Source organism: Flavobacterium aquicola (genome assembly GCF_003385115.1).
In the GTDB taxonomy this organism is placed as follows: domain Bacteria; phylum Bacteroidota; class Bacteroidia; order Flavobacteriales; family Flavobacteriaceae; genus Flavobacterium; species Flavobacterium aquicola.
The window spans coordinates 67,159-91,683 of the sequence record NZ_QUNI01000007.1; the positions used below are offsets into that span (position 1 = coordinate 67,159).

Annotated in this window: 29 protein-coding genes; 16 read left to right on the forward strand and 13 right to left on the reverse strand. The window is 33.0% G+C overall.

Annotated features, from left to right (window positions below; genetic code table 11):
• Positions 1–83 precede the first annotated feature (83 nt).
• From C8P67_RS12980 to C8P67_RS13035, 12 genes are all read left to right on the forward strand, one after another.
• The gene (locus tag C8P67_RS12980; RefSeq protein ID WP_115813611.1) at positions 84–1,223 is read left to right on the forward strand and encodes an acyl-CoA dehydrogenase family protein; all 1,140 of its coding nucleotides are present in this window, start codon (positions 84–86) and stop codon (positions 1,221–1,223) included.
• Positions 1,224–1,346: 123 nt separating this feature from the next.
• Positions 1,347–2,024: a Crp/Fnr family transcriptional regulator gene (locus C8P67_RS12985; protein ID WP_115813612.1), complete on the forward strand. Its 678-nt coding sequence runs from the start codon at positions 1,347–1,349 to the stop codon at positions 2,022–2,024.
• A 152-nt stretch (positions 2,025–2,176) separates the two neighbouring features.
• Positions 2,177–2,713 carry a carboxymuconolactone decarboxylase family protein gene (locus C8P67_RS12990; protein WP_115813613.1) on the forward strand — a complete coding sequence of 179 codons (537 nt, stop codon included), beginning with the start codon at positions 2,177–2,179 and terminating at the stop codon, positions 2,711–2,713.
• Positions 2,714–2,866: 153 nt separating this feature from the next.
• Complete coding sequence (locus C8P67_RS12995) at positions 2,867–3,280, forward strand: nuclear transport factor 2 family protein (protein WP_211319914.1); 414 nt, start codon at positions 2,867–2,869, stop codon at positions 3,278–3,280.
• A 5-nt stretch (positions 3,281–3,285) separates the two neighbouring features.
• Entirely contained in the window at positions 3,286–3,915 is a 630-nt protein-coding gene (locus tag C8P67_RS13000) for a pyridoxamine 5'-phosphate oxidase family protein (RefSeq protein WP_115813614.1), read from the forward strand.
• Positions 3,916–3,939: 24 nt separating this feature from the next.
• A complete protein-coding gene (locus C8P67_RS13005) occupies positions 3,940–4,821 on the forward strand; it encodes a helix-turn-helix domain-containing protein (RefSeq protein ID WP_115813615.1) in 882 nt (293 codons plus the stop codon).
• Between the two features lie 96 nt (positions 4,822–4,917).
• Positions 4,918–5,379 carry a YHS domain-containing (seleno)protein gene (locus tag C8P67_RS13010; RefSeq protein ID WP_115813616.1) on the forward strand — a complete coding sequence of 154 codons (462 nt, stop codon included), beginning with the start codon at positions 4,918–4,920 and terminating at the stop codon, positions 5,377–5,379.
• 6 nt (positions 5,380–5,385) lie between these two features.
• On the forward strand, positions 5,386–5,775 hold the full coding sequence (locus C8P67_RS13015) for a DoxX family protein (protein WP_115813617.1): 390 nt from the start codon (positions 5,386–5,388) through the stop codon (positions 5,773–5,775).
• Position 5,776: 1 nt separating this feature from the next.
• A complete protein-coding gene (locus C8P67_RS13020; protein WP_115813618.1) occupies positions 5,777–6,265 on the forward strand; it encodes a DinB family protein in 489 nt (162 codons plus the stop codon).
• Positions 6,253–6,963, forward strand: a complete 711-nt coding sequence (locus tag C8P67_RS13025; protein ID WP_115813619.1) for an NRDE family protein — start codon at positions 6,253–6,255, stop codon at positions 6,961–6,963. The genes C8P67_RS13020 and C8P67_RS13025 overlap by 13 nt, the downstream gene beginning before the upstream one ends.
• Positions 6,964–7,013: 50 nt before the next feature.
• Entirely contained in the window at positions 7,014–8,051 is a 1,038-nt protein-coding gene (locus tag C8P67_RS13030) for an ATP-grasp domain-containing protein (RefSeq protein ID WP_115813620.1), read from the forward strand.
• Positions 8,052–8,690 (forward strand): hypothetical protein, encoded by a 639-nt coding sequence (locus C8P67_RS13035; RefSeq protein ID WP_115813621.1) that lies wholly within the window; start codon positions 8,052–8,054, stop codon positions 8,688–8,690.
• Positions 8,691–8,692: 2 nt separating this feature from the next.
• On the opposite strand, the gene C8P67_RS13040 is transcribed toward C8P67_RS13035, so the two are convergent.
• A complete protein-coding gene (locus tag C8P67_RS13040; RefSeq protein ID WP_115813622.1) occupies positions 8,693–9,262 on the reverse strand; it encodes a GNAT family acetyltransferase in 570 nt (189 codons plus the stop codon).
• A 125-nt stretch (positions 9,263–9,387) separates the two neighbouring features.
• On the opposite strand from C8P67_RS13040, the gene C8P67_RS13045 reads away from it, so the two are divergent.
• The 3 genes from C8P67_RS13045 (at position 9,388) to C8P67_RS13055 (ending at position 11,852) form a co-directional block, all read left to right on the forward strand.
• Complete coding sequence (locus tag C8P67_RS13045; RefSeq protein ID WP_115813788.1) at positions 9,388–10,065, forward strand: SDR family NAD(P)-dependent oxidoreductase; 678 nt, start codon at positions 9,388–9,390, stop codon at positions 10,063–10,065.
• 94 nt (positions 10,066–10,159) lie between these two features.
• Positions 10,160–10,759 (forward strand): SprT-like domain-containing protein, encoded by a 600-nt coding sequence (locus tag C8P67_RS13050; RefSeq protein ID WP_115813623.1) that lies wholly within the window; start codon positions 10,160–10,162, stop codon positions 10,757–10,759.
• 37 nt (positions 10,760–10,796) lie between these two features.
• Positions 10,797–11,852 carry a mannose-1-phosphate guanylyltransferase gene (locus C8P67_RS13055; protein WP_115813624.1) on the forward strand — a complete coding sequence of 352 codons (1,056 nt, stop codon included), beginning with the start codon at positions 10,797–10,799 and terminating at the stop codon, positions 11,850–11,852.
• Between the two features lie 101 nt (positions 11,853–11,953).
• On the opposite strand, the gene C8P67_RS13060 is transcribed toward C8P67_RS13055, so the two are convergent.
• The 12 genes from C8P67_RS13060 to C8P67_RS22145 form a co-directional block, all read right to left on the reverse strand.
• Complete coding sequence (locus C8P67_RS13060; RefSeq protein WP_115813625.1) at positions 11,954–12,715, reverse strand: ABC transporter ATP-binding protein; 762 nt, start codon at positions 12,713–12,715, stop codon at positions 11,954–11,956.
• The gene (locus tag C8P67_RS13065) at positions 12,712–13,461 is read right to left on the reverse strand and encodes an MlaE family ABC transporter permease (protein ID WP_115813626.1); all 750 of its coding nucleotides are present in this window, start codon (positions 13,459–13,461) and stop codon (positions 12,712–12,714) included. Before C8P67_RS13065 ends, C8P67_RS13060 begins: the two co-directional genes overlap by 4 nt.
• Positions 13,462–13,567: 106 nt before the next feature.
• Positions 13,568–14,416 carry a glycosyltransferase gene (locus tag C8P67_RS13070; RefSeq protein WP_115813627.1) on the reverse strand — a complete coding sequence of 283 codons (849 nt, stop codon included), beginning with the start codon at positions 14,414–14,416 and terminating at the stop codon, positions 13,568–13,570.
• Between the two features lie 102 nt (positions 14,417–14,518).
• Positions 14,519–15,178, reverse strand: coding sequence for a WG repeat-containing protein (locus C8P67_RS13075; protein ID WP_115813628.1), 660 nt, complete (start codon positions 15,176–15,178; stop codon positions 14,519–14,521).
• Between the two features lie 199 nt (positions 15,179–15,377).
• A complete protein-coding gene (locus C8P67_RS13080) occupies positions 15,378–15,905 on the reverse strand; it encodes a methyltransferase domain-containing protein (protein ID WP_115813629.1) in 528 nt (175 codons plus the stop codon).
• Between the two features lie 183 nt (positions 15,906–16,088).
• A complete protein-coding gene (locus C8P67_RS13085; RefSeq protein ID WP_115813789.1) occupies positions 16,089–17,147 on the reverse strand; it encodes a 3-oxoacyl-ACP synthase III family protein in 1,059 nt (352 codons plus the stop codon).
• 388 nt (positions 17,148–17,535) lie between these two features.
• On the reverse strand, positions 17,536–18,174 hold the full coding sequence (locus tag C8P67_RS13090; protein WP_115813630.1) for a hypothetical protein: 639 nt from the start codon (positions 18,172–18,174) through the stop codon (positions 17,536–17,538).
• Between the two features lie 379 nt (positions 18,175–18,553).
• Positions 18,554–19,099 (reverse strand): glycosyl-4,4'-diaponeurosporenoate acyltransferase CrtO family protein, encoded by a 546-nt coding sequence (locus C8P67_RS13095; RefSeq protein ID WP_115813631.1) that lies wholly within the window; start codon positions 19,097–19,099, stop codon positions 18,554–18,556.
• Positions 19,100–19,847: 748 nt separating this feature from the next.
• Positions 19,848–20,843: a phosphotransferase gene (locus C8P67_RS13100; RefSeq protein ID WP_245980448.1), complete on the reverse strand. Its 996-nt coding sequence runs from the start codon at positions 20,841–20,843 to the stop codon at positions 19,848–19,850.
• 178 nt (positions 20,844–21,021) lie between these two features.
• Entirely contained in the window at positions 21,022–22,029 is a 1,008-nt protein-coding gene (locus C8P67_RS13105) for a hypothetical protein (protein WP_115813633.1), read from the reverse strand.
• A 299-nt stretch (positions 22,030–22,328) separates the two neighbouring features.
• Positions 22,329–22,811 (reverse strand): hypothetical protein, encoded by a 483-nt coding sequence (locus C8P67_RS13110; RefSeq protein WP_115813634.1) that lies wholly within the window; start codon positions 22,809–22,811, stop codon positions 22,329–22,331.
• Positions 22,812–22,955: 144 nt separating this feature from the next.
• Positions 22,956–23,120, reverse strand: a complete 165-nt coding sequence (locus C8P67_RS22145; RefSeq protein ID WP_170141463.1) for a hypothetical protein — start codon at positions 23,118–23,120, stop codon at positions 22,956–22,958.
• A gap of 613 nt (positions 23,121–23,733) precedes the next feature.
• Between C8P67_RS22145 and C8P67_RS13115 the strand changes: the two genes are divergently transcribed.
• Positions 23,734–24,486 (forward strand): DUF3667 domain-containing protein, encoded by a 753-nt coding sequence (locus tag C8P67_RS13115; RefSeq protein ID WP_115813635.1) that lies wholly within the window; start codon positions 23,734–23,736, stop codon positions 24,484–24,486.
• The last annotated feature ends 39 nt before the right edge of the window (positions 24,487–24,525 follow it).

Below are 24,525 nucleotides of genomic sequence, written 5' to 3' on the forward strand. Positions count from 1 at the left end.
ATTCAAAAATGAAAATTTCATAATTAAAAAATTATCTTTGGCGATATTTTTTTAACAAAAACCACACTTTATTTTATATTATTATGGATTTTAATCTAACCGAAGAACAATTAATGATACAACAGGCAGCGCGGGATTTTGCCCAAACTGAATTGTTGGAAGGAGTAATCGAACGAGACGAACACTCCAAATTTCCCACTGAGCAGGTCAAAAAAATGGCCGAACTTGGGTTTTTAGGAATGATGGTTGATCCAAAATACGGAGGTTCCGGACTGGACAGTATTTCCTATGTTTTGGCCATGACAGAAATTGCCAAGATTGACGCTTCCACTGCCGTTATTATGTCTGTGAATAATTCTTTGGTTTGTGCAGGATTAGAAAAATATTGTAACGAAGAACAAAAAATGAAATATCTTGTTCCGCTTGCCAAAGGAGAGGTAATTGGAGCATTCTGTCTGTCTGAACCTGAAGCTGGATCTGATGCAACTTCGCAAAAAACAACAGCAATCGATAAAGGAGATTATTATTTGCTGAATGGAACCAAAAATTGGATTACTAACGGCGGGACAGCTTCCACTTATATTGTGATTGCACAAACAGATGTTGAAAAAGGACATAAAGGAATCAATGCTTTTATTGTCGAAAAAGGATGGGCTGGGTTTGATATTGGTCCAAAAGAAAAGAAAATGGGTATCCGTGGTTCCGACACGCATTCGTTATTGTTTAATGATGTAAAAGTGCCAAAGGAAAACAGAATTGGTGCCGATGGTTTTGGATTTAACTTTGCTATGGCAGTTTTAAACGGCGGGCGTATTGGTATTGCTTCGCAGGCTTTAGGAATTGCAACCGGCGCATACGAACTGGCTTTAAAATATTCGCAGGAGCGTAAATCTTTCGGCAAAGAAATTTTCAAGCATCAGGCGATAGCTTTCAAATTGGCAGATATGGCAACACAGATTTCTGCTGCCAGATTGCTATGTTTTCATGCCGCTTCTCAAAAAGATGCAGGAATGGACATTTCACAGTCAGGAGCAATGGCCAAATTATTTGCTTCCCAAACTGCTATGGATACGACTATTGAAGCTGTACAGATTCACGGCGGAAACGGTTATGTGGCCGAATATCACGTAGAACGTATGATGCGCGATGCTAAAATTACCCAGATTTATGAAGGAACTTCCGAAATTCAGCGTATCGTGATTTCGAGAACCTTAATCACATAATTGATTTTTTCTTAAATATATAAATCCAAACTTGAATCTCGAGTTTGGATTTTTTATTTCACGATGTATTTTTTGTTCAGGACTTTGTTTATTTTTACATGAGTTGGGAAAACACTTATATTTATGTACGACGAATTAAAATATTGGTACCTTCGGGATCACAAGCTGTTTTGGACATTGAGTATGTCACAAATCAGACAGTTGTGCATCATTACAGGTTTTAAAAAAGCCAAAAAGGGAGATATTATCTATTTTTCTTCCTCAGATGTGCCTAGAGTTTTTCTGCTTAAAAAAGGGAATATCAAAATCGTTGCTGTCGATGAAGATGGAAATGAAACGATCAAAGACATTATTCAAAAAGGAGATTTGTTTGGTGAATTGACATTAGAAAATGATGTGAATTCCAATGAATATGCAAAAGCTCTAACAGATGAAATCATTATCTGCAGTTTCTTATTATCTGATTTTGAAAATTTATTACTTCAAAATCCTAGTTTGGCGTTGTCTTATACCAAGTTTGTTGGATTGAAAATGAAACGCATCAAAAACAGTTATGCTAATTTAATTTCGAAAGATGCCAAAACAAGGCTGCATCAATTCCTAAAAGACTGGGCCGAAAGAGAAGGCAGGCGGACTGACAATAGAGTTGTTCTTGAAAACTATCTGACTCAGAATGATATTGCTCAAATTATTTGTACTTCCAGGCAGACAGCTACACAATTGCTGAATGAGATGGAAACAAACGGCCTGCTGTATTACAACCGCAAAGAGATTATCATTGAAGATATTGCTAAATTATAGTTTTTTCAACCTTTTTACCTTCGTTATAGATAAGTATATTTTTAGTAAGGAAAATTGTCCATCACCTTGCGTTTATTATCCATTTTATAACTTTTAAAGCTGTCGCATCTTTGTAATGTCAATAAAGACAAGCAATTTTAAAAACAAATAAAATGACTACTACAACATTTTCAGTTCCAACAAGATCAGAAGTTTCAGAAAACAATCAAGTAATTTTTGATAATCTACAAAAAGCATTAGGATTTGTACCAAATTTATATGCTGTAATTGCAAATTCAAAAAATGGCTTAGAAAAATATTTAGCGTATCAAAATGCTAAAACATCTTTAAACAATAAAGAAAAAGAAGCTGTAAATTTAATCGTAAGCCAAGTTAACAACTGTATTTATTGCGTGAGCGCCCATACTGTTATTGGGAAAATGAATGGCTTTACAGATGAACAAATACTCGACATCCGAAAAGGAAAAGCTGCTGATGCCAAATTGAATGCATTAGTACAGCTTGCTGGCGAAATTACACAGAATAGAGGAAACGCTAATTCTGATTTAGTTAATGCTTTTTTTGCTCAAGGTTATACTAATGAAAATTTAGTTGATTTGATACTTCTAATAAGTGATAAAACAGCGATGAACTATTTGCACAATTTGACAAAAGTGCCAGTTGATTTTCCTTTGGCGCCATCTCTATAATTTGTATTTTAAAAAAAAGTAAATTTACCATATAAGGTATTTAAGGTCATTTAAGAAGAAAGATTAAAACTTGTATGAACTTAAATACCTTATATGGTTTAAAAAAATGTGATCTTATTTTGCATTAGGATATTTCAAATAAACTTAATTATTATGGGACAAAAACATCCGCTTCCTCCATTTAATATGGAAACTGCTTTACAAAAAGTACAAATGGCAGAAGATGCCTGGAATAGTAAAGACCCAGAACGTATTGCTTTGGCATATACTATTGATACAGAATGGCGTAATCGAACCGATTTTATTAATGGACGTGATGCCGTAAAAGAGTTTTTAAAGACCAAATGGGAGAAGGAACTTGATTATAAACTAAAAAAAGAGTTATGGGGTTTTCGCGAAAATCGAATGGCTGTCCGTTTTGAATATGAATACCGAAATAGTGCAGGACAATGGTTTCGCGCTTACGGAAATGAAAATTGGGAATTTGATGAAAATGGTTTGATGCGCAAACGTTTTGCCAGTATCAATGATTTGCCAATAGACGAAAAAGACAGAAAATTTAAATAATTCTCATGGCTAAAAATTTTGCAGAAATTGCATTTACAGATGCTGTTAAAGCGTTGCAAGAAATGCACGGTAGTAGAAAAGGGTATGAACGAATGGAAAAATTCAATATCATTGAAGGTTTATCCGAAAATGAAATGGGTTTTATAGCCAATCGGGATAGTTTTTATTTGGCATCCATTGGCGAAAAAAACTTTCCTTACATTCAGCATCGAGGCGGACCCAAAGGTTTTGTGAAAGTCTTAGATAAAAACACTATTGGTTTTATTGATTTTTCTGGAAACAAACAGTACATATCAGTTGGGAATTTTGTGACCAACAATAATGTAGCATTAATTATGATGGATTACCCATCAAGAACAAGATTGAAAATTTATGCCAAAGCCGAAATTATTGAACTCAAAGACAATCCAGAATTACTGTCAAAACTCGATTTAGGTGATTATCAGTTTCGTCCAGAACGGATAATGCTTTTTCATATTGAAGCTTTTGACTGGAATTGTCCTCAGCACATCACACCGCGTTTTACCATCGAAGAAATACAAATCGCTTTTGAGCCAAAATTTCAACATATTTTAAAATTAGAAGAAGAAATAGAAAATCTTAAAAGCAGACTAAAAGAATCTGGTTTAAATTAAATTTGTTTATAAAAATAGCATGCTATGATAGATCAATCTGCGTTTACTTTAGTCAATCCACAAAATGGAAATTTAGCTTTCAAACTTTTTTCTTTTGAAAGCATATCTTGTTTTGACCACATTCAGCGATTGAATTATTATTCCCTAATTTGGATTCAAAAAGGAGAGGGTAAAGTAAAGGCAGATTTTTCGGAATATGATTTTACAAAAGACCAATTATTAGCTTTTGCGCCATATCAGCCTTTTATGCTGTCATCTCAAGATGCTATTGAAGGGAAAGTAATTCATTTTCATCCCGATTTTTTCTGCATTATGAAACATCATGATGAGGTAGCATGTAATGGAGTTTTATTTAATAATATTTATGAACCGCCGTATGTGACTATCGATGAAGGGACTAGAAATACATTCAATATGGTTTTGGAACAAATGAAGATTGAAATGCAGAATCCTGCGCTGGCACAATATGAGCTGTTAATATCCTATTTGAAAATTTTTCTCATTACAGCCTCTCGATTAAAAAAAGAACAGCTTGCAGATACTGCTAGGCCCATTGAAGAAAATACAGCACCATTTATTCTTCAAAATTTAAAAAATTTCATTGAGCAAAACTTCAAAACCAAACATTCTGCCAGTGATTATGCAGATCTACTTAATATTTCTCCAAAAGCTTTGGCCAAAATCACAAAAAATCATTTCAATAAAACGCTGACCAATTTAATAGCAGAACGAATTATTATCGAAGCCAAAAGGGAATTGTATTTAACAAACAAACCGGTAAAAGAAATTGCCTATGATCTCGGGTATGATGATGAGCATTATTTTAGCCGTTTCTTTAAAATTAATGCGGAAGTTTCTCCTCAAACCTATCGTGATACTGTTGGTTTTGCTAAAGCGGTCAGTTAATTTTAGAAATTTTGCCTCCAATGTAAACTACCCGACATTTTGCGCTTTTTTACTGCTTTAAATTTGTAATATCAAAATCGATAAAAATAGATTATTATGAAAAGAGTAGTAGTATTACTGTTGATTGTCTTTGTATCTTCAGTAGCAGTGGCACAAAGTGCGGGTAAAAGAACATCCGAATATAATTTGGATAATAAAGTTGGTATTCAGGGATATGATCCTGTTTCATACTTTAAACAAGGTAAAGCTATAAAAGGCAAAAAAGAATTAATTGTAACTTATGAAGGTGTAATTTATCAATTTTCGTCAGTATCAAATAAAGAATTCTTTGCGAAAAATCCTTCTTCTTATGAACCGCAGTACGGTGGCTGGTGTGCCTATGCTATGGGAAGCGCAGGAGAAAAAGTCGAAATCAATCCCGAGACATTTAAAATCATTGATGGAAAACTGTATCTGTTTTATAATGCTTATTTCAATAATACCTTAAAAAGCTGGAATAAAAATGAAGCCAGCCTGAAAGCAAGTGCAGGAGCAAATTGGAATAAAATTATAAAATAAGAAATCATGAAAACATCAATTGTACAATGGATATTTCGGCTGACAGCTTCAGCCATTTTACTGCAGACTCTGTATTTTAAATTTACAGCTGCCGAAGAAAGTGTTTATATTTTTTCGACTTTGGGAATGGAACCCTATGGAAGAATTGGATCAGGAATTGTTGAGTTAATTGCTTCTGTTTTAATTTTAATTCCCCGTACTACTTGGTTAGGAGCATTAATGGGAGCGGGAGTAATGCTGGGTGCTATTTTTTCACATCTTTTTGTACTTGGAATCGAAGTTAAAAATGACGGAGGGGAGTTGTTTATTTTGGCAATAATTACCTTTCTTTGTTCCACTGCATTAATTTATTGGAATAAAAGTAAAATTATCAACCTCTTAAAATTGAAATTATAATATGCTGATTCCATGTATAAATAATAGCCTTGACGAATTGATTGCATTGCTCAATCAGCTGTCTCAAGAGGAATATTCAAAATCGTGTTTTGAATTGAGCGGTTCCAGCATTGGAGAACATACCCGACATATTATTGAAATGTTTCAGTGCTTGAATCAAAATTATGATTCAGGAATTGTAAATTATGATAAAAGAGAGCGAAATACATTGATTGAAACCAATACTGATTTTGCAGTTCAAATGATTTTGGATGTTAAAAACTGTATATCAAAAGAGAACAGAAATCTAGAATTGAAACAGACTATCGATGGGAATGCTGTAAATATTCAAAGTAATTATTACCGCGAACTGTTATATAATTTTGAACATTGTATTCATCATCAGGCATTGATTAAAGTGGCGGTTTTACAATGTGAAAACGTAGCTGTTGATGCCAATTTTGGAGTGGCACGTTCTACAATAGAATACAGAAAACAATGTGTACAGTAAGTTTTGTTTGTTCCAATGATAAAGTTATCATTACTTCTAATAGGGATGAAAAAATAATCAGGCCGGGTGCTGTCCCTCCAAAAAATTACACAGTAAACGGTAAAAATATCATTTATCCAAAAGATTCCAAAGCAGGCGGGACTTGGTATGTGGTTGACGAAAAAGGGACGGTTTTGGTTTTATTAAATGGAGCCGATAAAAAACATCTGGTGAAATTGCCTTATCGCAAAAGCCGTGGTTTAATCGTTATTGAAATGATTGGCAGTGCTTCGCCAAAGGATTTTTGGAATGGAATAAATTTAGAAAATATAGAACCTTTTACCCTAGTTTTGTTTCAGGATAAGCAGCTTTTTCAATTACGCTGGGATGGAACCGAAAAATCTACTGTAGATTTAGAGATTGATAAAAATTATATTTGGTCATCATCGACCTTGTATTCTAAAGAAATTCGAGAACAGAGATCAAGCTGGTTTTACACTTTTTTAGATTCAAATCCTGAAATTACGGAGAGTAAAATGCTTCATTTCCATCGTTATACCGAAGCAGAAAATGATCAGGACGGTTTGGTTATAAATAGAAATGGCGAAATGAAAACGCTGAGTATTACTCAATCGGTTATTGAAAAAAACAAAGTAATCATTCATCATTTTGACTTGATTACAGAAAAAGAATATTCTAAAACATTTATTTCCATTTAATAGCTTCTGCAAATTTTAGAACTTTTCAAAGCTTATAAAAAATTAGAAAATTGAAACTATTCATTCATAAATTGACCCACTGGGAATATTGGCCTTTTCAAATGGTGTACATACCAATATATTTTTTGTGGGCTTATTATTCGGTTAAAGCAAGATCCATTTTTTTCTTCAATGCTTCCAATCCGACCATCAAAAATGGAGGTTTTATGATGGAAAGCAAAAAGCAGATTTATAATTTGATTCCCGAAAAATATTATCCCAAAACGGAATTGGTCAAAGCTGGAACTTGTATTGAAGACATAAGTAAGGTATTGGAAAATGCAGGAATCAGATATCCTTTTATTGCTAAACCAGATATTGGTCTTCGGGGTTCTGCTGTGAAAAAAATAGAAACACCAGCCGATTTGAAACAGTATTCTGAAAGAGCTCATTTTGATTTTATTGTTCAGGATTTGATTCCGTATAAAAACGAAGTAGGTATTTTCTATGTACGCTATCCGCATGAAAAGAATGGCCGAATTACTGGAATAGTCGCCAAGGAATTTTTAATTATTACCGGAAATGGTGCAGCTACTATTGAAGAACTGATAAAAGAAAATCCCAGATATGAATTTCAGTTAAAAGTCCTGAAAGAGGAATACGGAAGTAAATTACAAGAAATCCTGCCCGACGGCGAAAAAATAAATCTTGTGCCTTATGGGAATCATGCGCGCGGAGCTAAATTTTTAGATGTAAGTCATTGGATTTCGCCGGAGCTTACAAAAACTTTCAATGAAATGTGTGCGCAGATTCCAGGTTTTCATTTTGGAAGACTGGATATTATGTATGATTCATTTTCAGATTTGGAACAAGGAAAAAACTTCTCGATTGTTGAGCTGAACGGCGCAGCCAGTGAACCAACACATATTTATGACCCCAAACACAGTCTGTTATTTGCATGGAAAGAACTCGCTCGGCACATTACTTATATGTTTGAAATTAGTGCAGCTAATTATCAAAATGGATTTCCGTATCTGTCACACAAAGCAGGAATGAAAGAATATCGTCTGCATCAAATGCAAAATAAGAAAATAATAAACTTTCAATAAATGAAAGCTTTTAAAAATATAGCAGTTGGATTTGTAGTGAGCTTTCTAGGCTCACTACCGCTTGGTTATTTGAATATCATTGGAGTTGAGGTTTTTTCTAAATTTGGAATAAATCCTTTGGTTTTTTATTTGTTGGGCGTTATTGTTGTTGAAGCTGTAGTGATTTATTTCACGGTGATTTTTGCCAATAAACTAGTGAGCAATAAAAAGTTAATGAAAGGGATTGATTTCTTTGCCGTATTTTTTCTTTTTCTGCTGGCTTATTTATTTTATGCCCATTCGAATCAATCAGTCGAAGAACATAATTATTTAGAAAGTTATGTTCGGTATTCTCCCTTTTTAATCGGAATGGTATTGTGCGGGCTAAATTTTCTTCAAATACCGTTTTGGATGGCTTGGAATTTATATCTGATGAATGCTAATCACATAGTATTGCATAGTAAACTAAAATTCCATTATATTTTTGGAACTTTAGTTGGAACTTTTTGGGGAATGTTATTAGCAATATTGGTACTGGATTCTTTATCTCAGAACGCATTTTCTTTTTCAAAATACATCATGCCGGTATGTATTCCGTTATTTTTTGTGGTTTTGGCTTTCTTCCAGATTTTTAAAGTCTATAAAAAATACATTAGATAGAATCACAAAGACGATTGGCTCATGTCGTATGCCAAAATGAAATAGTTGTTATTATTGAATTGAAAATCACCAATAACAGACCATTTTAGTTTTTCAATATGTGCTTTTTGTGAGGGTATATTGGTTTTGTTGATAAAAGTAATCCCCACAGGAAATTTTTTCAGAAGATGAATCCTCATAAAGTCAAAGAAAGGATTGATCAGCCCTTTTCCTCTATATTTTTTGTCAATGCAGATTGGACCGTATTGAAAAGTATTGGTATCAGTCATTTTGAAATCTTTGAAAGTAAGTCCCGGAAGCATTGGCGTCATGTAATTAAAAATCGCCCATTGGCTGAAATACTGCCAGCTTGCTGCAAAAATGTAAGCGATAATTTTGTCATTATCTTTGGCAGTAAATAAACCTTCCTGACGAATAACTTCTTCTAATTGTTCAATAGAAAAGGGAGTTGTTACAAAACCAGCAGTTTTTTCTTCTTCGGTCATGTTCGAGACCAGATAAATTTTCTGTAATGCCAATATACCTTCGATGTCAGTGATTTTTGCTGTTTCAAATTGGATATGATCAATCATTTTGGCAATTCTATTTTTTTGTAAAAATAAGTAAAATGCAGCTATAATTTTTTGCGATCTAATGGATGTGAGTTTTTGAAATTTAAAAGTTGCAGTTTTTTGACCGTTTTGATTATTTTTGCGGTATGAAAAATATTATCGTTACAGGAACAAGCAGAGGAATAGGTTTTGAATTAGCTTTGAAGTTTGCAAATGCAGGTCATCAAGTGCTGGCTCTGTCGAGAAAAGCTAATCAGGAATTGCTTTCTCATAAAAATATAACTTTTCTTTCGGTTGATTTGTCCAATGAATCAGAACTGCAGCAAGTGACAGAATTTTTATCCAGTACTTGGAAAAAAATAGATGCAGTTGTTCATAACGCTGGGAGTTTATTATTAAAACCTTTTTCGGAAACGACGCAGCAGGATTTCGAAAACATATATAAAGTAAATGTTTTTGGTGTTGCTAATTTGACTCGAATCTGTATTCCATTTCTTCAAAAAGGCAGTCATGTTGTAACTATCAGTTCTATGGGAGGAATTCAGGGGAGTCTAAAATTTGCAGGATTAGCAGCTTACAGTTCCAGTAAAGGAGCCGTAATTACTTTATCTGAATTATTATCCGAAGAATATAAAGAGCAGGGGATTTCTTTTAATGTTTTGGCTTTGGGCTCTGTGCAGACTGAAATGCTGCAGGAAGCATTCCCAGGTTATCAGGCACCGCTTTCAGCAGGTGAAATGGCCGATTATATTTACGATTTTACAATTACTGGAAATAAATATTTTAATGGTAAAGTGTTATCAGTCTCTTCAACAAATCCATAAGAATTATAAGTTATGAATTATAAGATATGAGTGAAAGCATTATCATCACTTCGAAGAAAAATTCATAACTCATAATTTATAACTCATAACTATTTTGTCAGAAACGCTTTTAAAATACTTGCCGGAGCATGCCGTAAAACCAGTTTTTGAACTGATTGTGGCAAATCAAGTGCATCTTAAAATTGTCAATGAAAGACAGACACGCCATGGTGATTATAGAAAAGGACCGAGCGGGAAACATGAAATTACAGTAAATGCAAGTCTTAATAAATATAGATTTTTAATTACGCTGATTCATGAAATTTCGCATTTGGTAGCTTTTGAAAAATTTGGGAGAAACATTAAACCACATGGAGAGGAATGGAAATATTCTTTTCAAAGGCTGATGATGCCGTATATTCGCCCTGAAATTTTCCCAAATCATTTACTGCCTTTGCTCGCGAGACATTTTAAAAATCCGTCAGCTAGCAGTGACACAGATGCAACATTAGCGCTGGCTTTAAAGCAGTATGATAAACCCAATGATAAAAGTTATATCTTTGAAATTCCATACGGAAGTGTTTTTAGAATTTCAAATGGGAAAATCTTTAAGAAAATAGCAATACGAACTAAGCGATACGAATGCTTAGAAATAAGTTCCGGACGATTATATTTATTTAATCCAAATGCAGAGGTAGAGTTGCTGCCAAATTGATAAAAGCCGTTAAAAGGCGATTAAAAGAAATTAAAAAATGAACAAAAATTATTACGCAATATTGATGGCAGGCGGAATCGGTTCGCGATTTTGGCCAGTAAGTACAAAAGAGTTCCCAAAACAGTTTCATGATATGCTGGGTTCTGGAGAAACTTTAATCCAGAAAACTTTCAGCCGATTGTCACAAATTATTCCAAAAGAGAATATTTTGATTTTGACTCATGAGAGCTACAATGATCTGATTCTAGAACAACTGCCAATGGTGAAGCAGGAGCAGATTGTTTTGGAGCCGGCCATGAGAAATACTGCACCTTGTATTTTGTACGCTTCGTTAAAAATTAAAAAAATGAACCCAAATGCTGTGATGGTTGTCGCTCCAAGTGATCACTGGATAGAAGACGAAATGCAGTTTGTGGCCAATTTACAGCGTTCTTTTGATTTATGCGAAAGAGAAGAGTCTTTAATGACTTTGGGGATTTTGCCAACTTCTCCTAATACAGGTTACGGCTACATTGAATTTGATAAACTAGACAGCCGATCGATAAAAAAGGTAGTTCAGTTTAGAGAAAAACCAGATTCAAAAACGGCTAGAAGATTTATACAAAGCAGAAATTATTTGTGGAATGCAGGTATTTTTATATGGAGCGTGAAATCTATTTTAAAAGCTTTTGAAGAATTTCAGCCCGAAATGTATGCTCATTTTATGAAAGGTTTTGATGTTTATAATTCAGAGGATGAACCTGCTTTTATACAGGAGAATTATCCAAATGCTGATAATATTTCCATAGATTATGCAATTATGGAGAATGCTCAGAATGTGTACGTGCTTCCTGCAACTTTTGATTGGAATGACTTAGGGACCTGGGGCTCATTACACGAAAAACTGCCAAAAGACGATAATAATAATGCAGTGGTAAATGCTACGGTATTATTGCAGAATTCATCCAATAATATTGTAAGAACGGCTTTAGGAAAACAAGTAATTGTTGACGGATTGGATGATTATATTATAGTTGATAAAGATTCAGTTTTATTGATTTATCCAAAAAGTAAAGAGCAGGAAATAAAAGGAATTATTTCTCAGCTGAAATAACCGAGAATATATTTTTACTTAAAAAGGCAGCAATTATATTATTGCTGCCTTTTCTTGTTTTAATCCAATGATGGATGTTCTTATATATTTTGCTGAAGAGATCACTCTTTTAAATGCGCTTCCCTAACTTTTTTGAACAATTCCGAAGAATAAACAAATTCTACAATTGCTTCATTGTTAGTTCTGAAAATCTCTTCTTTATTTCCCTGCCAGGCTTTAACTCCGTTTTTTAGAAATAAAATATTATCGCCAATTTCCATTACAGAGTTCATATCATGTGTGTTTACGACAGTTGTAATATTGTATTCTACGGTTATTTCCTTGATGAGGTTGTCAATTAAAATTGCCGTATTTGGATCTAGTCCCGAATTTGGTTCATCACAAAATAAATATTTTGGATTGTTTACGATGGCTCTGGCAATAGCAACTCTTTTTTGCATTCCTCCAGAAATCTCAGAGGGTAATTTTTTATGAGCGCCCACAAGATTTACTCTTTCTAAAACAAAATCTACTCGTTTCTGAATTTTTAATTTACTGTCATTGGTGAACATTCTTAAAGGAAAAGCCACATTCTCGGAAACAGTCATGCTGTCAAAAAGAGCACTTCCTTGAAAAAGCATTCCAATTTCGGTGCGTATTTCTCTTTTTTCATCAGCATTTAAATCTGAATAAATTCGTCCGTCAAATGATATGGTTCCTACCTCTGGAGTATGGATTCCCAATAATGATTTCAATAAAACAGTTTTCCCAGATCCACTCTGTCCGATAATTAGATTAGTTTTTCCTGCTTCAAAAACGCTGGAAATCCCTTTCAGAATTTTGACGCCGTTAAATGATTTTTCTATGTTTTTTATTTCTATCATTTTGTTAAGAGTAATTGGGTAATAACATAATTGAGTACAATAATGGTAACCGAAGTCCAAACAAAGGATACAGTACTTGCCTTACCTACTTCAAGTGCCCCGCCTTTCATATAATAACCATGAAAAGAAGGAATTGTTGCTAAAAGCATACCGAAAATAAATGTTTTAGTGAAAGAATATACAACATGAAAAGGAAGGAAATCCCGCTGAATCCCTTCTATAAAATCGACATCGGCACCAAAACCGCCATAAACGGTTGCGATATATCCGCCTGCGATACCTAAAAACATTCCAATTCCGATAAGGAATGGATATAAAAGCAAAGCTATTATTTTTGGGAAAACCAAATAATTAAGAGAATTAACTCCCATCACTTCAAGCGCATCAATTTGTTCTGTAACACGCATTGATCCTATGCTTGATGTTATAAATGAACCCATTTTACCAGCCATAATAATCGACATAAAAGTTGGGGCAAATTCTAAAATCACTGATTGACGAGTGGCGTATCCAATAAGGTATTTTGGGATGAAAGAATTGGTCAGATTTAAGGCGGTCTGTATAGAAACAACCCCGCCAACGAAGAATGAAATAAAAGCAACAATTCCTAATGAATCAATAATTAAATCGTCAACTTCTTTAAAAATTAAACCTTTCATTACAGACCATTTTGTTGGCTTCTTGAAGATTTCTTTCCACATTAAAAAATATTTCCCAATTTGGGATAAATAGCGAATGAGCATCATTTTCTAGTATTCAGTTTACGGGTTGCAGTATTCAGAAAAGAATACAGGTATGCAAAAATACTGTATTTTGTTGGAATTTTTGTTTTTAATTACAGAAGGGTAAATATTAAAATAATTTCTCTTTCATTTTCTGCAAGCGGTAATTACGAATGAATTTTGCCTGTTCATCACTAACCAATAACGGCCTTTTTGCTGATTTTGCTTTCCAGAAACCTTGGATATAATCAAGGAAAAGTAAAGGTTTCTTTTTCATCATTGCCAATTTTGCCGAAGCAATTGCTGTAATCCAAAAACCATATCCAAGTGTGTAAAATGCTTCGCCCTGTTTGTAGCGAGCAGTTTTGTTATAATTTGCACCTGTTGGTTTAAGGTGTTTTACATGTAAACTTTCGTTGGTAACCACTTTCCAATTGTAATATTTGCAAAGCAGTTCGTCTACAGTATCCCAGCCCATAGCAGGTTTTAATCCGCCAATTTGTTTAAAAGTTTCTTTTCGATACGCTTTTAAAGCGCCGCGGATATGGTCTTTATCAGTAAGGTTTTCCAGAATCCATTCGCCATTTTTCTCAATATAGCAAAATCCGCCTGCCATTCCAATTCGGTCATCCGATTCAAAATGTTTGATTACGGTTTCAAAATAATTAGAAGGAAAAATTAAATCGGCATCTATTTTTACGATTACGTCGTAGTCTTCGTCCAAAGTTTCAAAACCTTTCTGAAAAGCCTGTATAACTTTGCTTCCCGGTAAATGTATTGCTTCGGAAGTTTTGTTTACTAGAGTAATAAACGGATTGTCTTTGGCGAAAGCCTCTACAATTTCGGCAGTTTTATCGGTAGAATTATCATTGACAACAACTACTTTTTTTGGCAAAACGGTTTGATTTATTAAAGATTGTAATGTTGGTCTAATAAATTTTTCTTCATTATGTGAAGGAATAACGACGTAATAATTCATAAAAAAGTATTTGTAGAAATTGTAAAATTATGAATAATATTAATTAAAGAGGGGATTCCTGTTAAGAAATCCCCTCTTTAATTTTTTAAATAATGATGCTAATTAGTTAACACTTGCCTGATCATTTTTTATGCTTGAATTTTCAGCTGTTTTTTTATCTGTAAAAGCATCAATACTATCATAAATTACAGGGATAATTTCTTTTCCAGATTTATCAATGAAGCCCATTTTTCCGTTTGGATCCTTAACTAGAGCCCAGTCTTTTCTTATTTTATCAAATTCCTCTATTGTAGCATATTTCAAAGGGACAATAATAGTACCATCCCCATTTATAAATCCTTTAATGTTTTGAGATTCAATTAATACCCAGTCTTTAGTGTATTCTCCAAATTTGCCTATTTTATCATAAATAGAATGGACTATTTCTTTTCCTGTATTGTTGATGAAACCATATTTTCCGTCTTTTTGTACCAAAGACCACCCTTTTTTGTATTCATCATAAACACCTATTGATGAATATTTTGCTTCGGTAATAATTTTCCCTGTTTTGTCAATAAGGCCATATAGGTTTTTCTGTTCTATTTTTGCCCAATCTTGATGAATTTTACCAAATGCTTCAATGGAATTATATGTAGGAGATACTATTTCGATCCCTGATTCGTCAACGAGCCCAAATAGGTCATTTGATTTGACAATGTATAGTTTTTGACTAAAAGATACTGTAACTAAGAATAACATGCTAATAGATAAAATTGTCTTCATAAAAAGTTTAGATTTAATTATGCTAATTTATCACATCGCCGATTAAATGCCAAATAAAAACGCTTAAATGCGTAAAAAATAATTAATTATATTATCATGCTTACAAAAGTAAAAAAATCTAAATTTTGTATTATTCTAGAATAAAAAGATTCTAAATCAATAAATTTAATACAGGATAAAGATTACAAAAATATGATTTCTAATTTCTAATCTTTTCCGCATAAACAATATAGTATCTCGGTGTGAAAGACCGCAATAAGGGACGAAATCCAATTTTTTTAACCGGATGGGTGAATTTTTCTCTGTCGATGATTTTCCACCCCGTTTTTTCTAATAACCAGTCTAATTGCCAGTCTTCAAATTCATGATAATGTCTGTCCCACATGTCGGTTTTACTTCGGTAGGCTGATGAAAACCAAAGACGCAGCGGAATTGATATTAATAACTTTTCAGACTTTATTTCGCTTAAAATGGTGTAGGGATTTAGTAAATGTTCGAAAATTTCAAAAGCAGTTACCACATCGTGTTTACTTTTCGAAAAAACGTTTTGATTAACATCCAAATCTTCGCCAGTTGTGTTTGTAACAGTATAGCCTTCAGCTTTCATGATTGCAGAGAAAGGATTGTCAACACCTAAATCTAATATGGTTTGAGAAGGGGAAACATGTTTCTTTAAAAATTCTAAAGTATGTTTGAATCTTTTACTGGGAAATATTTTTTCGTACATGATTTTAATTTTGACTGCTGCTTTTGTTTAAGTGTCTGCAAATATAAAGATTCTCTTTCTTATACAGTTTGTAATTTTAAATTTGTCCTAACATAATTTAGTGTTCATATTTTATTTAAAGCGAAAGCCCACATCACGAATAAAGTGATGTGGGCTCTGCAATATAAAAATACAGGTAATCTCTTAATATCGATAGACAAATGCGTTGATATTCATTCCTGCTCCTACCGAAGCAAAAATGACAACATCTCCTTTGTTTATTTCCTGATCTTCAATTTGTCCTCTAATCAGCAGGTCAAATAAAGTAGGTACAGTAGCAACACTGCTGTTTCCTAATTCATGAATACACATTGGCATAACATTTTTAGGAGGAGTCTGTCCGTGTAATTTGTAAAAACGATGAATGATCGCCTCGTCCATTTTTTCATTGGCCTGATGAATTAGGATTTTTTTCACCTCTTCAATTGCAATGCCGCTGCTCTCTAAACAGCTTTTCATTGCGGCCGGAACCTGACTTAATGCAAATTCATATATTTTGCGGCCATACATTTTGATGTACTTGGTGTCTGGATCTAATTCAGGATTGTATGATTTTCCAAAGAACAGAAAATTAGCTTCTTCGGCAGCATAAGTAGCACTTTCATAAGAGAGCATTCCAGATTCATCATCTGAGGCTTCAATAATCGAAGCGCCGGCTCCGTCAGAATAAATCATAGAGTCTCTATCGTGAGCATCAACAACTCTGGATAAAGTTTCTCCGCCAATAACAAGACATTTTTTTGCCATTCCTGATTTGATAAAAGCATTGGCCTGCAGCACGCCTTCAATCCAGCCAGGGCAGCCAAAAAGGATGTCATAAGCAACACATTTTGGGTTTTTTATCTGCAGTTTATGTTTAACTCTCGTTGCTAAGCTGGGAATAATATCAGATTGGCTTGTGCCGTATTTTACATCCCCAAAGTTGTGTGCAAAAATAATATAATCTAGAGTTTCCGGATCGATGCCTGCATTTTCTATGGCTTTCTGCGAAGCAAAGAAAGCTAAGTCAGAAGCTGTATATTGATCCTCGGCGTATCTTCTTTTTTCAATACCTGTAATACCTTTGAATTTGCTGATTACAACTTCGTTTGGATATGCAAATGGAGAACCGTCTTCGTTTAAAAAAATATGGCCGCCAAAATCAGTATTGTCTATTTTTTTCTCAGGAATATAGCTTCCTATACCAGTTATTTTTATTTTCATTTTGATAATATCCAGATAAATTTTGGCTAAAGTAATTATAAAAAATGTATAAAGAGCAAAAAAAATATTATGCATGCATATAATTACATTATTTTAACTATATGGCAAAATTATTAAATATTTTTTATTGAAAATTAATAAACGATGCATTTTATTCTGTGAATAACTATAAATAACAAAGTGGCGATTACTTGTTAAAAAGTTATTTTTTGATATTAAAAGGATAAATATCATTTTTTTTAAAGAATAAATTTGATCGCTTAGGATTCTCAATTTGTATAAAATTGAAGCTGATTTTTTAAGAATTGAATACGTGAAAATGTTAAGAATTGACAAAAAGATATGAAGGAGAAATGCGTTTTTTTGTTTTAGATTATTTGTATTGAGTTTAAAGGTGCAAAAATTCATTAATCAGGTAATGGAAAATATTTTCCTCTGTCCCAAAATTATTTATAAATCTATTCCAAGTTTTACTGCTGAATTTCAATTCATTGCCAAAAGAGTCTTTGTATGTCCATTTATTAAAACTGTCTTTTTCTAATATAGCATTTTCATTATTTGCTTTATATTCTAATGCTCCATTAAAGTTTCTTTCTATAGATTTAGATTCACCATCAACATTTTCGTTGTAGGTTTCATTGCCGAAAAAATCCTTTCCAATTTCTATTTTCCCATTCCTATTATCTTCAATAACTATTTTGTTAAATATATCTATGGAATAAGTTACTTTGTAATTTTTATCTTTTCGGTATTGATAAATCATATTTATAAAAACATCATTTTTTTCTTGTGAATTATCAGATAGGTGACCGTATTTTAATTCTATGTATTCCTTTTTTAAAGTTACTTCGTTGCTCCTATTGTCTGAAAATATCAAATCTCCAAATATGTTTCTCTTGAAATAAGACTTATATAATCTATCTTGTGATTCGTATGTTAGATTGTTAAAAATATCAGTATCAATATTTTGGGAAAAGCTTTGAATACTTACAGTAATTAAAACTAAAATTAGCAGATGTCTTTTCATTGATGTTATTTGGTTTTATTGGTTTAGTTATTGACTTGTAGCAATATTTATGCCATACCATAGAGCGAATTAATTTAAAACCAATAATTGTAAGTTTCGCGCATTTTAGCAATTTATGAAAATTGTATAGGTAAGCCACCTCATGGAAGCGGTATCTCCCGATTTACAAAAGCAAGGCTTTTCCAGCCGTAATTTTTGTTAATCGGGAATATAGCGGACAGCAGCTGTAATGCTAATTTATGAGCAAAAATTAATGCTCCTAAAATATTTAAAAACAAACCTCTTTCTGTATTAAAACTGAAAGAGGTTTGTTAGTTTTTTTTTTATTTAAATTTCTCCTGGTTTTTACTTTTGGACGGATAATTGCGATAAATTACAATCAGCGGTTTAATCTCTGGCTGAAAACATTTATGGCTCTTTCTATCCGCGGGCGGTTGTACCGCTGCAGAAAAATAGGGTATAGATTAAGCAGTATATTGAGTATAAACAGCCATGAAGATTTGAGGATTCCAAATTTGAATGCCACAAAAATATTGAAGCCAAACACTATAATAAAAATAATCAGATGGCCCAGTTCATCTTGTTTTGTGCGGTAATACAGATTTATCAGTGCTTTGGCATTCCTCTCTACTGGTTTTGTTTTTTTGTTTAGTTTTTCCCAGCCGGTGACAACCAAAAATTTCCTAAAAAGATGTATTCCCAGTGACTCATATACACTGCCTTTGTGTTCCCACGGTTTTTCATTAAAGTAAGGAGAAGCCAGCGGGCTTTTTAGTGTTTCAGTAAAAGTAAGTACACATGCCATCAGCAGAAAGTTAAGGCTGAATGCAAATGAAAAGCCCTGCATCCCGGTATAGTAAACAAGGACATGCGTCAAAGCAATGGTAATCAAGACTATTAAAATTAAAACTATGTTTTTTTTCATTTGATTAATTTTGTTTGTTTTGATATTGCATATCGTCCGTTCTGAGAGTTAAATTTAGCTAGATTTTTGGTTGAAACGAATCATCCCAAATACAAAACCATTTTTTTATTAAGCCAATTGCTCAAATCCGTTGTAGCAGCTGTTAGTGGTAGTGTTTTTACTCCCAAAACATTTTTCCATTATGAGGAGCAAGATATAAAACAGCTTCTCCATTTAGATCAAGTTCTGATTTTATGTCAAACTCATAAGTTCCATTAGATAGTGAATATCTTTCGGTTCCACAGTCACTCCAAAAATTAGGTTTTAATATTTTTTTTTAATCTTTCCGCTAACATTTTCATAAGGAAAACCACTATCAAATTCAAATTCTTTAAAATTGATGTACTCTGTAAATCCATCTTTTTTTAACTTTCCTATTAATGTATTTCCAATCATCAATGAATCAATATTTTCGCCAGTTTTATTGAAAAATTTAGCGTGGAAATTTTTTAGATTAAAAAAAACTATAACGCAAAATATGCTTAACAGAATAATAATCGCAATTAATTTTTTTTCTTTATAGTTGTCATTTTTTCAGAATTTCGGTGCAACATTACTACTAACGTCCTGGTACTAAAGCGGGTTTGGGGTTTAAATTAAACCTTATCTTCGGATTTGCCAAATCTTTCAAATACAAAACCATTTTCAGTTAAGCGAACTGCTCAAATCCGTTGTAGCAGCTGTTAGCCGTTCGTTGTTTTGCCAATTGTTATTCTATTTCAATTTTGTTGTAAGCAATCCATCGTTTCAGATTTCCAATTATTCTTTTTAAATGGTCTTCATTCAAAAATATATTTGTCCAATATTCAAATCTGTCACACTGAATACTAATGTAATATGTCATAATTGCTAAACAAGCAAAGGGTAAAAACTTTTTTTCTTCCTCACTAATTTCTGTTACAGTTTCGTAACCTTTTAAAAAGCTTTCTGCTTTTACTTGATATTCTTCTTCGTTCAAATTAGTTGAAAGTAACTGAAATAGGAAATAAGAAATGTCGAAACATAGATAACCGTTACCACAAAAGTCAAAGTCAAAAAATGTTATTTCCTTTTCATCATCAATGTGTAAATTGTCAAACCAAACGTCAAGATGAACACTTCCATATCGCATTTTTTGTTTGTCAATATTGTCAATTTTTGGCGTTAAAAATGCAGATAGTTTTTCTAAAAATTCAATTTCATTAATGTTTTTATCAAAGAATTTTTTTGTTCTTAAAACAGATATTTGAAGTAAGTTATGACTGTTGTAAAATATTCTGTTTAGTTCAAAATATTCTGTGGATTGATGAACTTTTGCTAATGCTTCTCCAATTAGAAAACTTGCTTGATGTGAAAACTTTGCTGTCTTTGTTCCTTTGGCATATGAAAATAAAACACCAAATCTTTTTCCTTCAGGTACCTCAATTTCTTGAATGTATTCGCTGAGTTTGTCCGCGATTGGATAAGCAACTTGTCGGTTGGTTTCCTTTAAGTGAAGTAAAAGTCTCAGTTCTTCTTCAATTTCTAATTTTGTCCGCCAATTATAAGTGTAAACTCTAAAAACGTATTTCATTTCGTCATCGTGAACAATATATAAATGGTTCATTGCAAGTCGAAATATGCTACATTCGGTGTTGTCGCTTAGTTCATATTTTTGTTGAATAAGTCTTCCAAGTTCATTTGGTGATAGTGTGCTATTTATTGTTGAAAATTTATCTGTCATCATTTGTTAGTTTGTCTTTGGTTTCGGTCACTTTAAAATGATAGCTCAAGTTCTGGTACTACAGCGGATTTGGGACTAAATCACCCCATTCTTCGGATTTGCCAAATCATCCAAATACAAAACCATTTTTCCATTAAGCCTATTGCCCAAATCCGTTGTAGCTGTTGGTAGATAGTGCCTTTTATTCCTTTTTATATGATATTACATAATATCTTTTGTTTAAATCAATTGCTAATTTTTTGTTTTCTTTCCATTTTTTGTAAGCATCAAAATTAAATTTCCTTTCATCGGGAATAATTAAAAGCATATCATATTGCTCCATTAAAAATTCATTTATAAATCCCGATTCAACAATTGATTTTAATTCATCTAAGTATTCGATTGTGGTTTGTGTCTTTTTGTATTTATATTTATCTTGAAATTTAAGAAGCTCTTTAATACTTTCAATATGCATATCAATATACAAATCAGGGAACCCAGATGCTCTTTCATTTTCTTTTACATTTTCCAGTGCCCAATTAATTTTCTTAAATGCACTTCCCATTGTTGAACCTAACATTATAGAATCACAGAAAGCATTTTTAGAAAAATATACATTTGCTTTTGTGTTTAATTTTTTTATTCCAGATAATCTTGTTGGGTCAAATTTTTCTATAATTTTTTTTTCAATATTTTCAGCTTGAATTGAATCCAATTCGTTTGTTGTCAATCTAATTTTATAAAACCAAGTTCCACATTCAAATAAAGATAAGTGAGTCAGTTCATTTTTGTCATTTTTCATTTCTGCTTTAATCCCATTGCAAATATATTTTTCACCAACTTTTCTAATTAGTTTTTGTGTTGCATTTATTCCATTTTTTGAGAAGTTTGCAATTGACTGCATTGAATTAAAATATTCATTTTTTAGTCTACCTTCGGATGCCTCTTCTGTAGGATATAAATAAATTGAAATAGTTGTTTTTTTATCGTTTGTTTCGAGCTCATATGTTACACCAATATTTTTATCTTTCTTATCAAAAGAATAAATATCAGTTCGATTATAGTTTTCAAATTGTTCGGGAAAACTTGTCTCTGTTTCAGAATGAATGTAATTTCCACTAACTTTTATTCTTTTTGGACTTTTCCTTTCTTGACCTTGTACTTGGAATACAAATAAAATTAGGATTGATATTGAAATTATTCTTTTCATTTATTGCATTAAGTTATTTAATTCTTCTACTGTTATTTGGGCATTTCTGTCAATGTTCCGCTACTACAGCAGGTTTGGTACTAAATTAAGCTCATTCTTCGTATTTGTCAAATCATCCAAATACAAAACCATTTTTCCATTAAGCCAATTGCCCAAATCTGTTGTAGCAGTTAGCAGTAGATTAGGTTTGTTTAATTGAATCGGCGATTTTAGTTATTCTATCATAGCAATCTTTTTCTGTTCTTAAGGATAAAATATAAACTGAAAATCCTAACAAAATTAAAAGAATGGAAAGCAGACTAAAGGCGCAAATAAAATGAAAATAAATTTGACAAATAATATTTGTCAAGCCACAAAACATCATTCCTGCTGATAAATTCCAACGCATCAAATAGAGTTGTGTATGTATGTCTCTCAATAAATTGATCGTGAAGATCTTTCTTGTTTACAAATATTGTAATTTCTTTCTCAAAGTCAATTATAAAAGCCTTTGGATTATCGTCACCACAATTAAGTGGAAATAGTTTTTTCTTTAACCAATTTTCAAAATTAGTACCCTCAAAAACAATATACATTAATGCGAATACTAAATGTCCAATTGCAAAAGCAATAATTGTGGAACTAATTGTCCAGTATGGAATTGTCTTTATGTATTTTAGGGTAATTTCTGAGTTAAATAAATAGTCAAGATATGCAAGGTCGATAACAACGATAAAACCCGTCAAGAAATATATAAATAGATCTCTTGAAAGATGGCTGAATATTTTACTTAGTTCTGTCATAGTTTGTATTTGGATAATTTACAGCTAACTAGTCTATATGTCTGACGACGTCAGACATATCACCCATAAATTAGGTAGCTTTGTCTTACAAACTTAGCTTTTATTTTTGTAATAAAAATATATTACAAATACTTTGAACATAAATTATTGCTTACGGATTGTTTCTTTAATTGTCTCAAGCTGGATTTCCAGTTTTTGTATAACAGCCTCCTTTTCTGCAAGCTGTTTCAGCGGCGCTTTTTCGCGAATGGTTTCAAAACGATAGTGCAGGTATTCGCCCAGCTGTGCAATGAAATTGTGTTTCAGCACCAGGTTCAGTTTCCATAATTTTTAATTTTTAAATTGTTTATGGGGTATAAAGGGGGGCAGACCATACCATAATACCCCCCTTTACTACCCTTTATAGGGGGGTATGCTCCCTATAAACACCCCCTATACTACTGTTTTTAACATGTTGTGTTACCATAAACAGGGGTTATACCCCTTAAAATGGGTAGGTATGCCCCCTATAAACACCCCCTATACTACTGTTTTTAGTATGTTGTGTTACCATAAACAGGGGCTATACCCCTTAAAATGGGTAGGTATGCCCCTGTTTATAGGTACTTTGCGGGGGTTATTAGGTGCGTGGGTAACTATAAACATCCCTATTAGTCCCTTTTTTCGTCCCCTCCAGTCACAAAAAAGCTCCATTATAGAATAATGTGGCTGATACCATTGTAGCGGCTGTTACTGCACCGGCAAAGGCGGTGCTGTATTCACAGCCGTACATACTAATACAGGAAAATTAGCATTTGTAAATAATAAATAGTAAAGTATTTTCTTATTCACAAATTTAGATCGCCGGCACATTTGCATTTACAACTATTTAAGAGTAGTTTTAACTATCGGCTATAATCGTTTTTTTAAACCCCTGTCATCCATGAGTATACCCCAAACAGTAACCTGCAAAAACTGTCAGCATCAATACATAGGGAATTATTGCAACATGTGCCGGCAGTCTGCCGATACCTGCCGCATAACCTGGAAAGAAATCGTAGAGCACGTTCTCGAAGTAGTGTTTGATGTCGACAAAGGCTTTTTTCACACTGTAAAAGAAATGATGCTAAGACCCGGCACAACCATTTCCGAGTACCTGCAGGGCAGGAGAATAGCACATTTTAATCCCCTCATGTTTTTAATTCTCTTGGGCGGAATCGCATCGGCGCTCTATCATCTGTTACACGTCAATCTCATCGTCGAAAAAGTCAATTTCGACTCCATGGACAAAACAATTCCCATACTGGCACACAAATATTTCATCATCATAGCCGCCATCATGCTGGTCTACCTTACCCTGACCGATTTTATTTTGTACCGTCAAAAAAAATATACAATCCCCGAATTATTCGTCTCCAACTGTTTTCAAATAGGCGAAATTTTAATTTTCCAAATCCTGCTCTTGCCGTTCCTCTACCTCCAGAAATACCTCAATACCGCTTATGCGCTGGGAATCGAGATTCGGTATCTTGTCATAATTCTGTTTTTTTCGTATCTGTTTTTTGCCCGGTATCAGTTTTACGGAGCAAGAAAAAATATATCGCTCCAGCTAAAGATTGCCCTGCAGGTCATCGCTCTCTACATCATCATCGACGCCATCGATCCGCTGCATTTCATTATGGAAATACGCAGATAAATTCCCATATACAGCAGTCCCCAAAAACTTTTTGCTAAA

Coding starts and splice junctions, on each gene's coding strand:
- C8P67_RS12980 (WP_115813611.1), top strand. CDS start 84: ATGGATTTTAATCTAACCGAAGAACAATTAATGATACAACAGGCAGCG.
- C8P67_RS12985 (WP_115813612.1), top strand. CDS start 1,347: ATGTACGACGAATTAAAATATTGGTACCTTCGGGATCACAAGCTGTTT.
- C8P67_RS12990 (WP_115813613.1), top strand. CDS start 2,177: ATGACTACTACAACATTTTCAGTTCCAACAAGATCAGAAGTTTCAGAA.
- C8P67_RS12995 (WP_211319914.1), top strand. CDS start 2,867: ATGGGACAAAAACATCCGCTTCCTCCATTTAATATGGAAACTGCTTTA.
- C8P67_RS13000 (WP_115813614.1), top strand. CDS start 3,286: ATGGCTAAAAATTTTGCAGAAATTGCATTTACAGATGCTGTTAAAGCG.
- C8P67_RS13005 (WP_115813615.1), top strand. CDS start 3,940: ATGATAGATCAATCTGCGTTTACTTTAGTCAATCCACAAAATGGAAAT.
- C8P67_RS13010 (WP_115813616.1), top strand. CDS start 4,918: ATGAAAAGAGTAGTAGTATTACTGTTGATTGTCTTTGTATCTTCAGTA.
- C8P67_RS13015 (WP_115813617.1), top strand. CDS start 5,386: ATGAAAACATCAATTGTACAATGGATATTTCGGCTGACAGCTTCAGCC.
- C8P67_RS13020 (WP_115813618.1), top strand. CDS start 5,777: ATGCTGATTCCATGTATAAATAATAGCCTTGACGAATTGATTGCATTG.
- C8P67_RS13025 (WP_115813619.1), top strand. CDS start 6,253: ATGTGTACAGTAAGTTTTGTTTGTTCCAATGATAAAGTTATCATTACT.
- C8P67_RS13035 (WP_115813621.1), top strand. CDS start 8,052: ATGAAAGCTTTTAAAAATATAGCAGTTGGATTTGTAGTGAGCTTTCTA.
- C8P67_RS13040 (WP_115813622.1), bottom strand. CDS start 9,262: ATGATTGATCATATCCAATTTGAAACAGCAAAAATCACTGACATCGAA.
- C8P67_RS13045 (WP_115813788.1), top strand. CDS start 9,388: ATGAAAAATATTATCGTTACAGGAACAAGCAGAGGAATAGGTTTTGAA.
- C8P67_RS13055 (WP_115813624.1), top strand. CDS start 10,797: ATGAACAAAAATTATTACGCAATATTGATGGCAGGCGGAATCGGTTCG.
- C8P67_RS13060 (WP_115813625.1), bottom strand. CDS start 12,715: ATGATAGAAATAAAAAACATAGAAAAATCATTTAACGGCGTCAAAATT.
- C8P67_RS13065 (WP_115813626.1), bottom strand. CDS start 13,461: ATGATGCTCATTCGCTATTTATCCCAAATTGGGAAATATTTTTTAATG.
- C8P67_RS13070 (WP_115813627.1), bottom strand. CDS start 14,416: ATGAATTATTACGTCGTTATTCCTTCACATAATGAAGAAAAATTTATT.
- C8P67_RS13075 (WP_115813628.1), bottom strand. CDS start 15,178: ATGAAGACAATTTTATCTATTAGCATGTTATTCTTAGTTACAGTATCT.
- C8P67_RS13080 (WP_115813629.1), bottom strand. CDS start 15,905: ATGTACGAAAAAATATTTCCCAGTAAAAGATTCAAACATACTTTAGAA.
- C8P67_RS13085 (WP_115813789.1), bottom strand. CDS start 17,147: ATGAAAATAAAAATAACTGGTATAGGAAGCTATATTCCTGAGAAAAAA.
- C8P67_RS13090 (WP_115813630.1), bottom strand. CDS start 18,174: ATGAAAAGACATCTGCTAATTTTAGTTTTAATTACTGTAAGTATTCAA.
- C8P67_RS13095 (WP_115813631.1), bottom strand. CDS start 19,099: ATGAAAAAAAACATAGTTTTAATTTTAATAGTCTTGATTACCATTGCT.
- C8P67_RS13100 (WP_245980448.1), bottom strand. CDS start 20,843: ATGATGACAGATAAATTTTCAACAATAAATAGCACACTATCACCAAAT.
- C8P67_RS13105 (WP_115813633.1), bottom strand. CDS start 22,029: ATGAAAAGAATAATTTCAATATCAATCCTAATTTTATTTGTATTCCAA.
- C8P67_RS13110 (WP_115813634.1), bottom strand. CDS start 22,811: ATGACAGAACTAAGTAAAATATTCAGCCATCTTTCAAGAGATCTATTT.
- C8P67_RS13115 (WP_115813635.1), top strand. CDS start 23,734: ATGAGTATACCCCAAACAGTAACCTGCAAAAACTGTCAGCATCAATAC.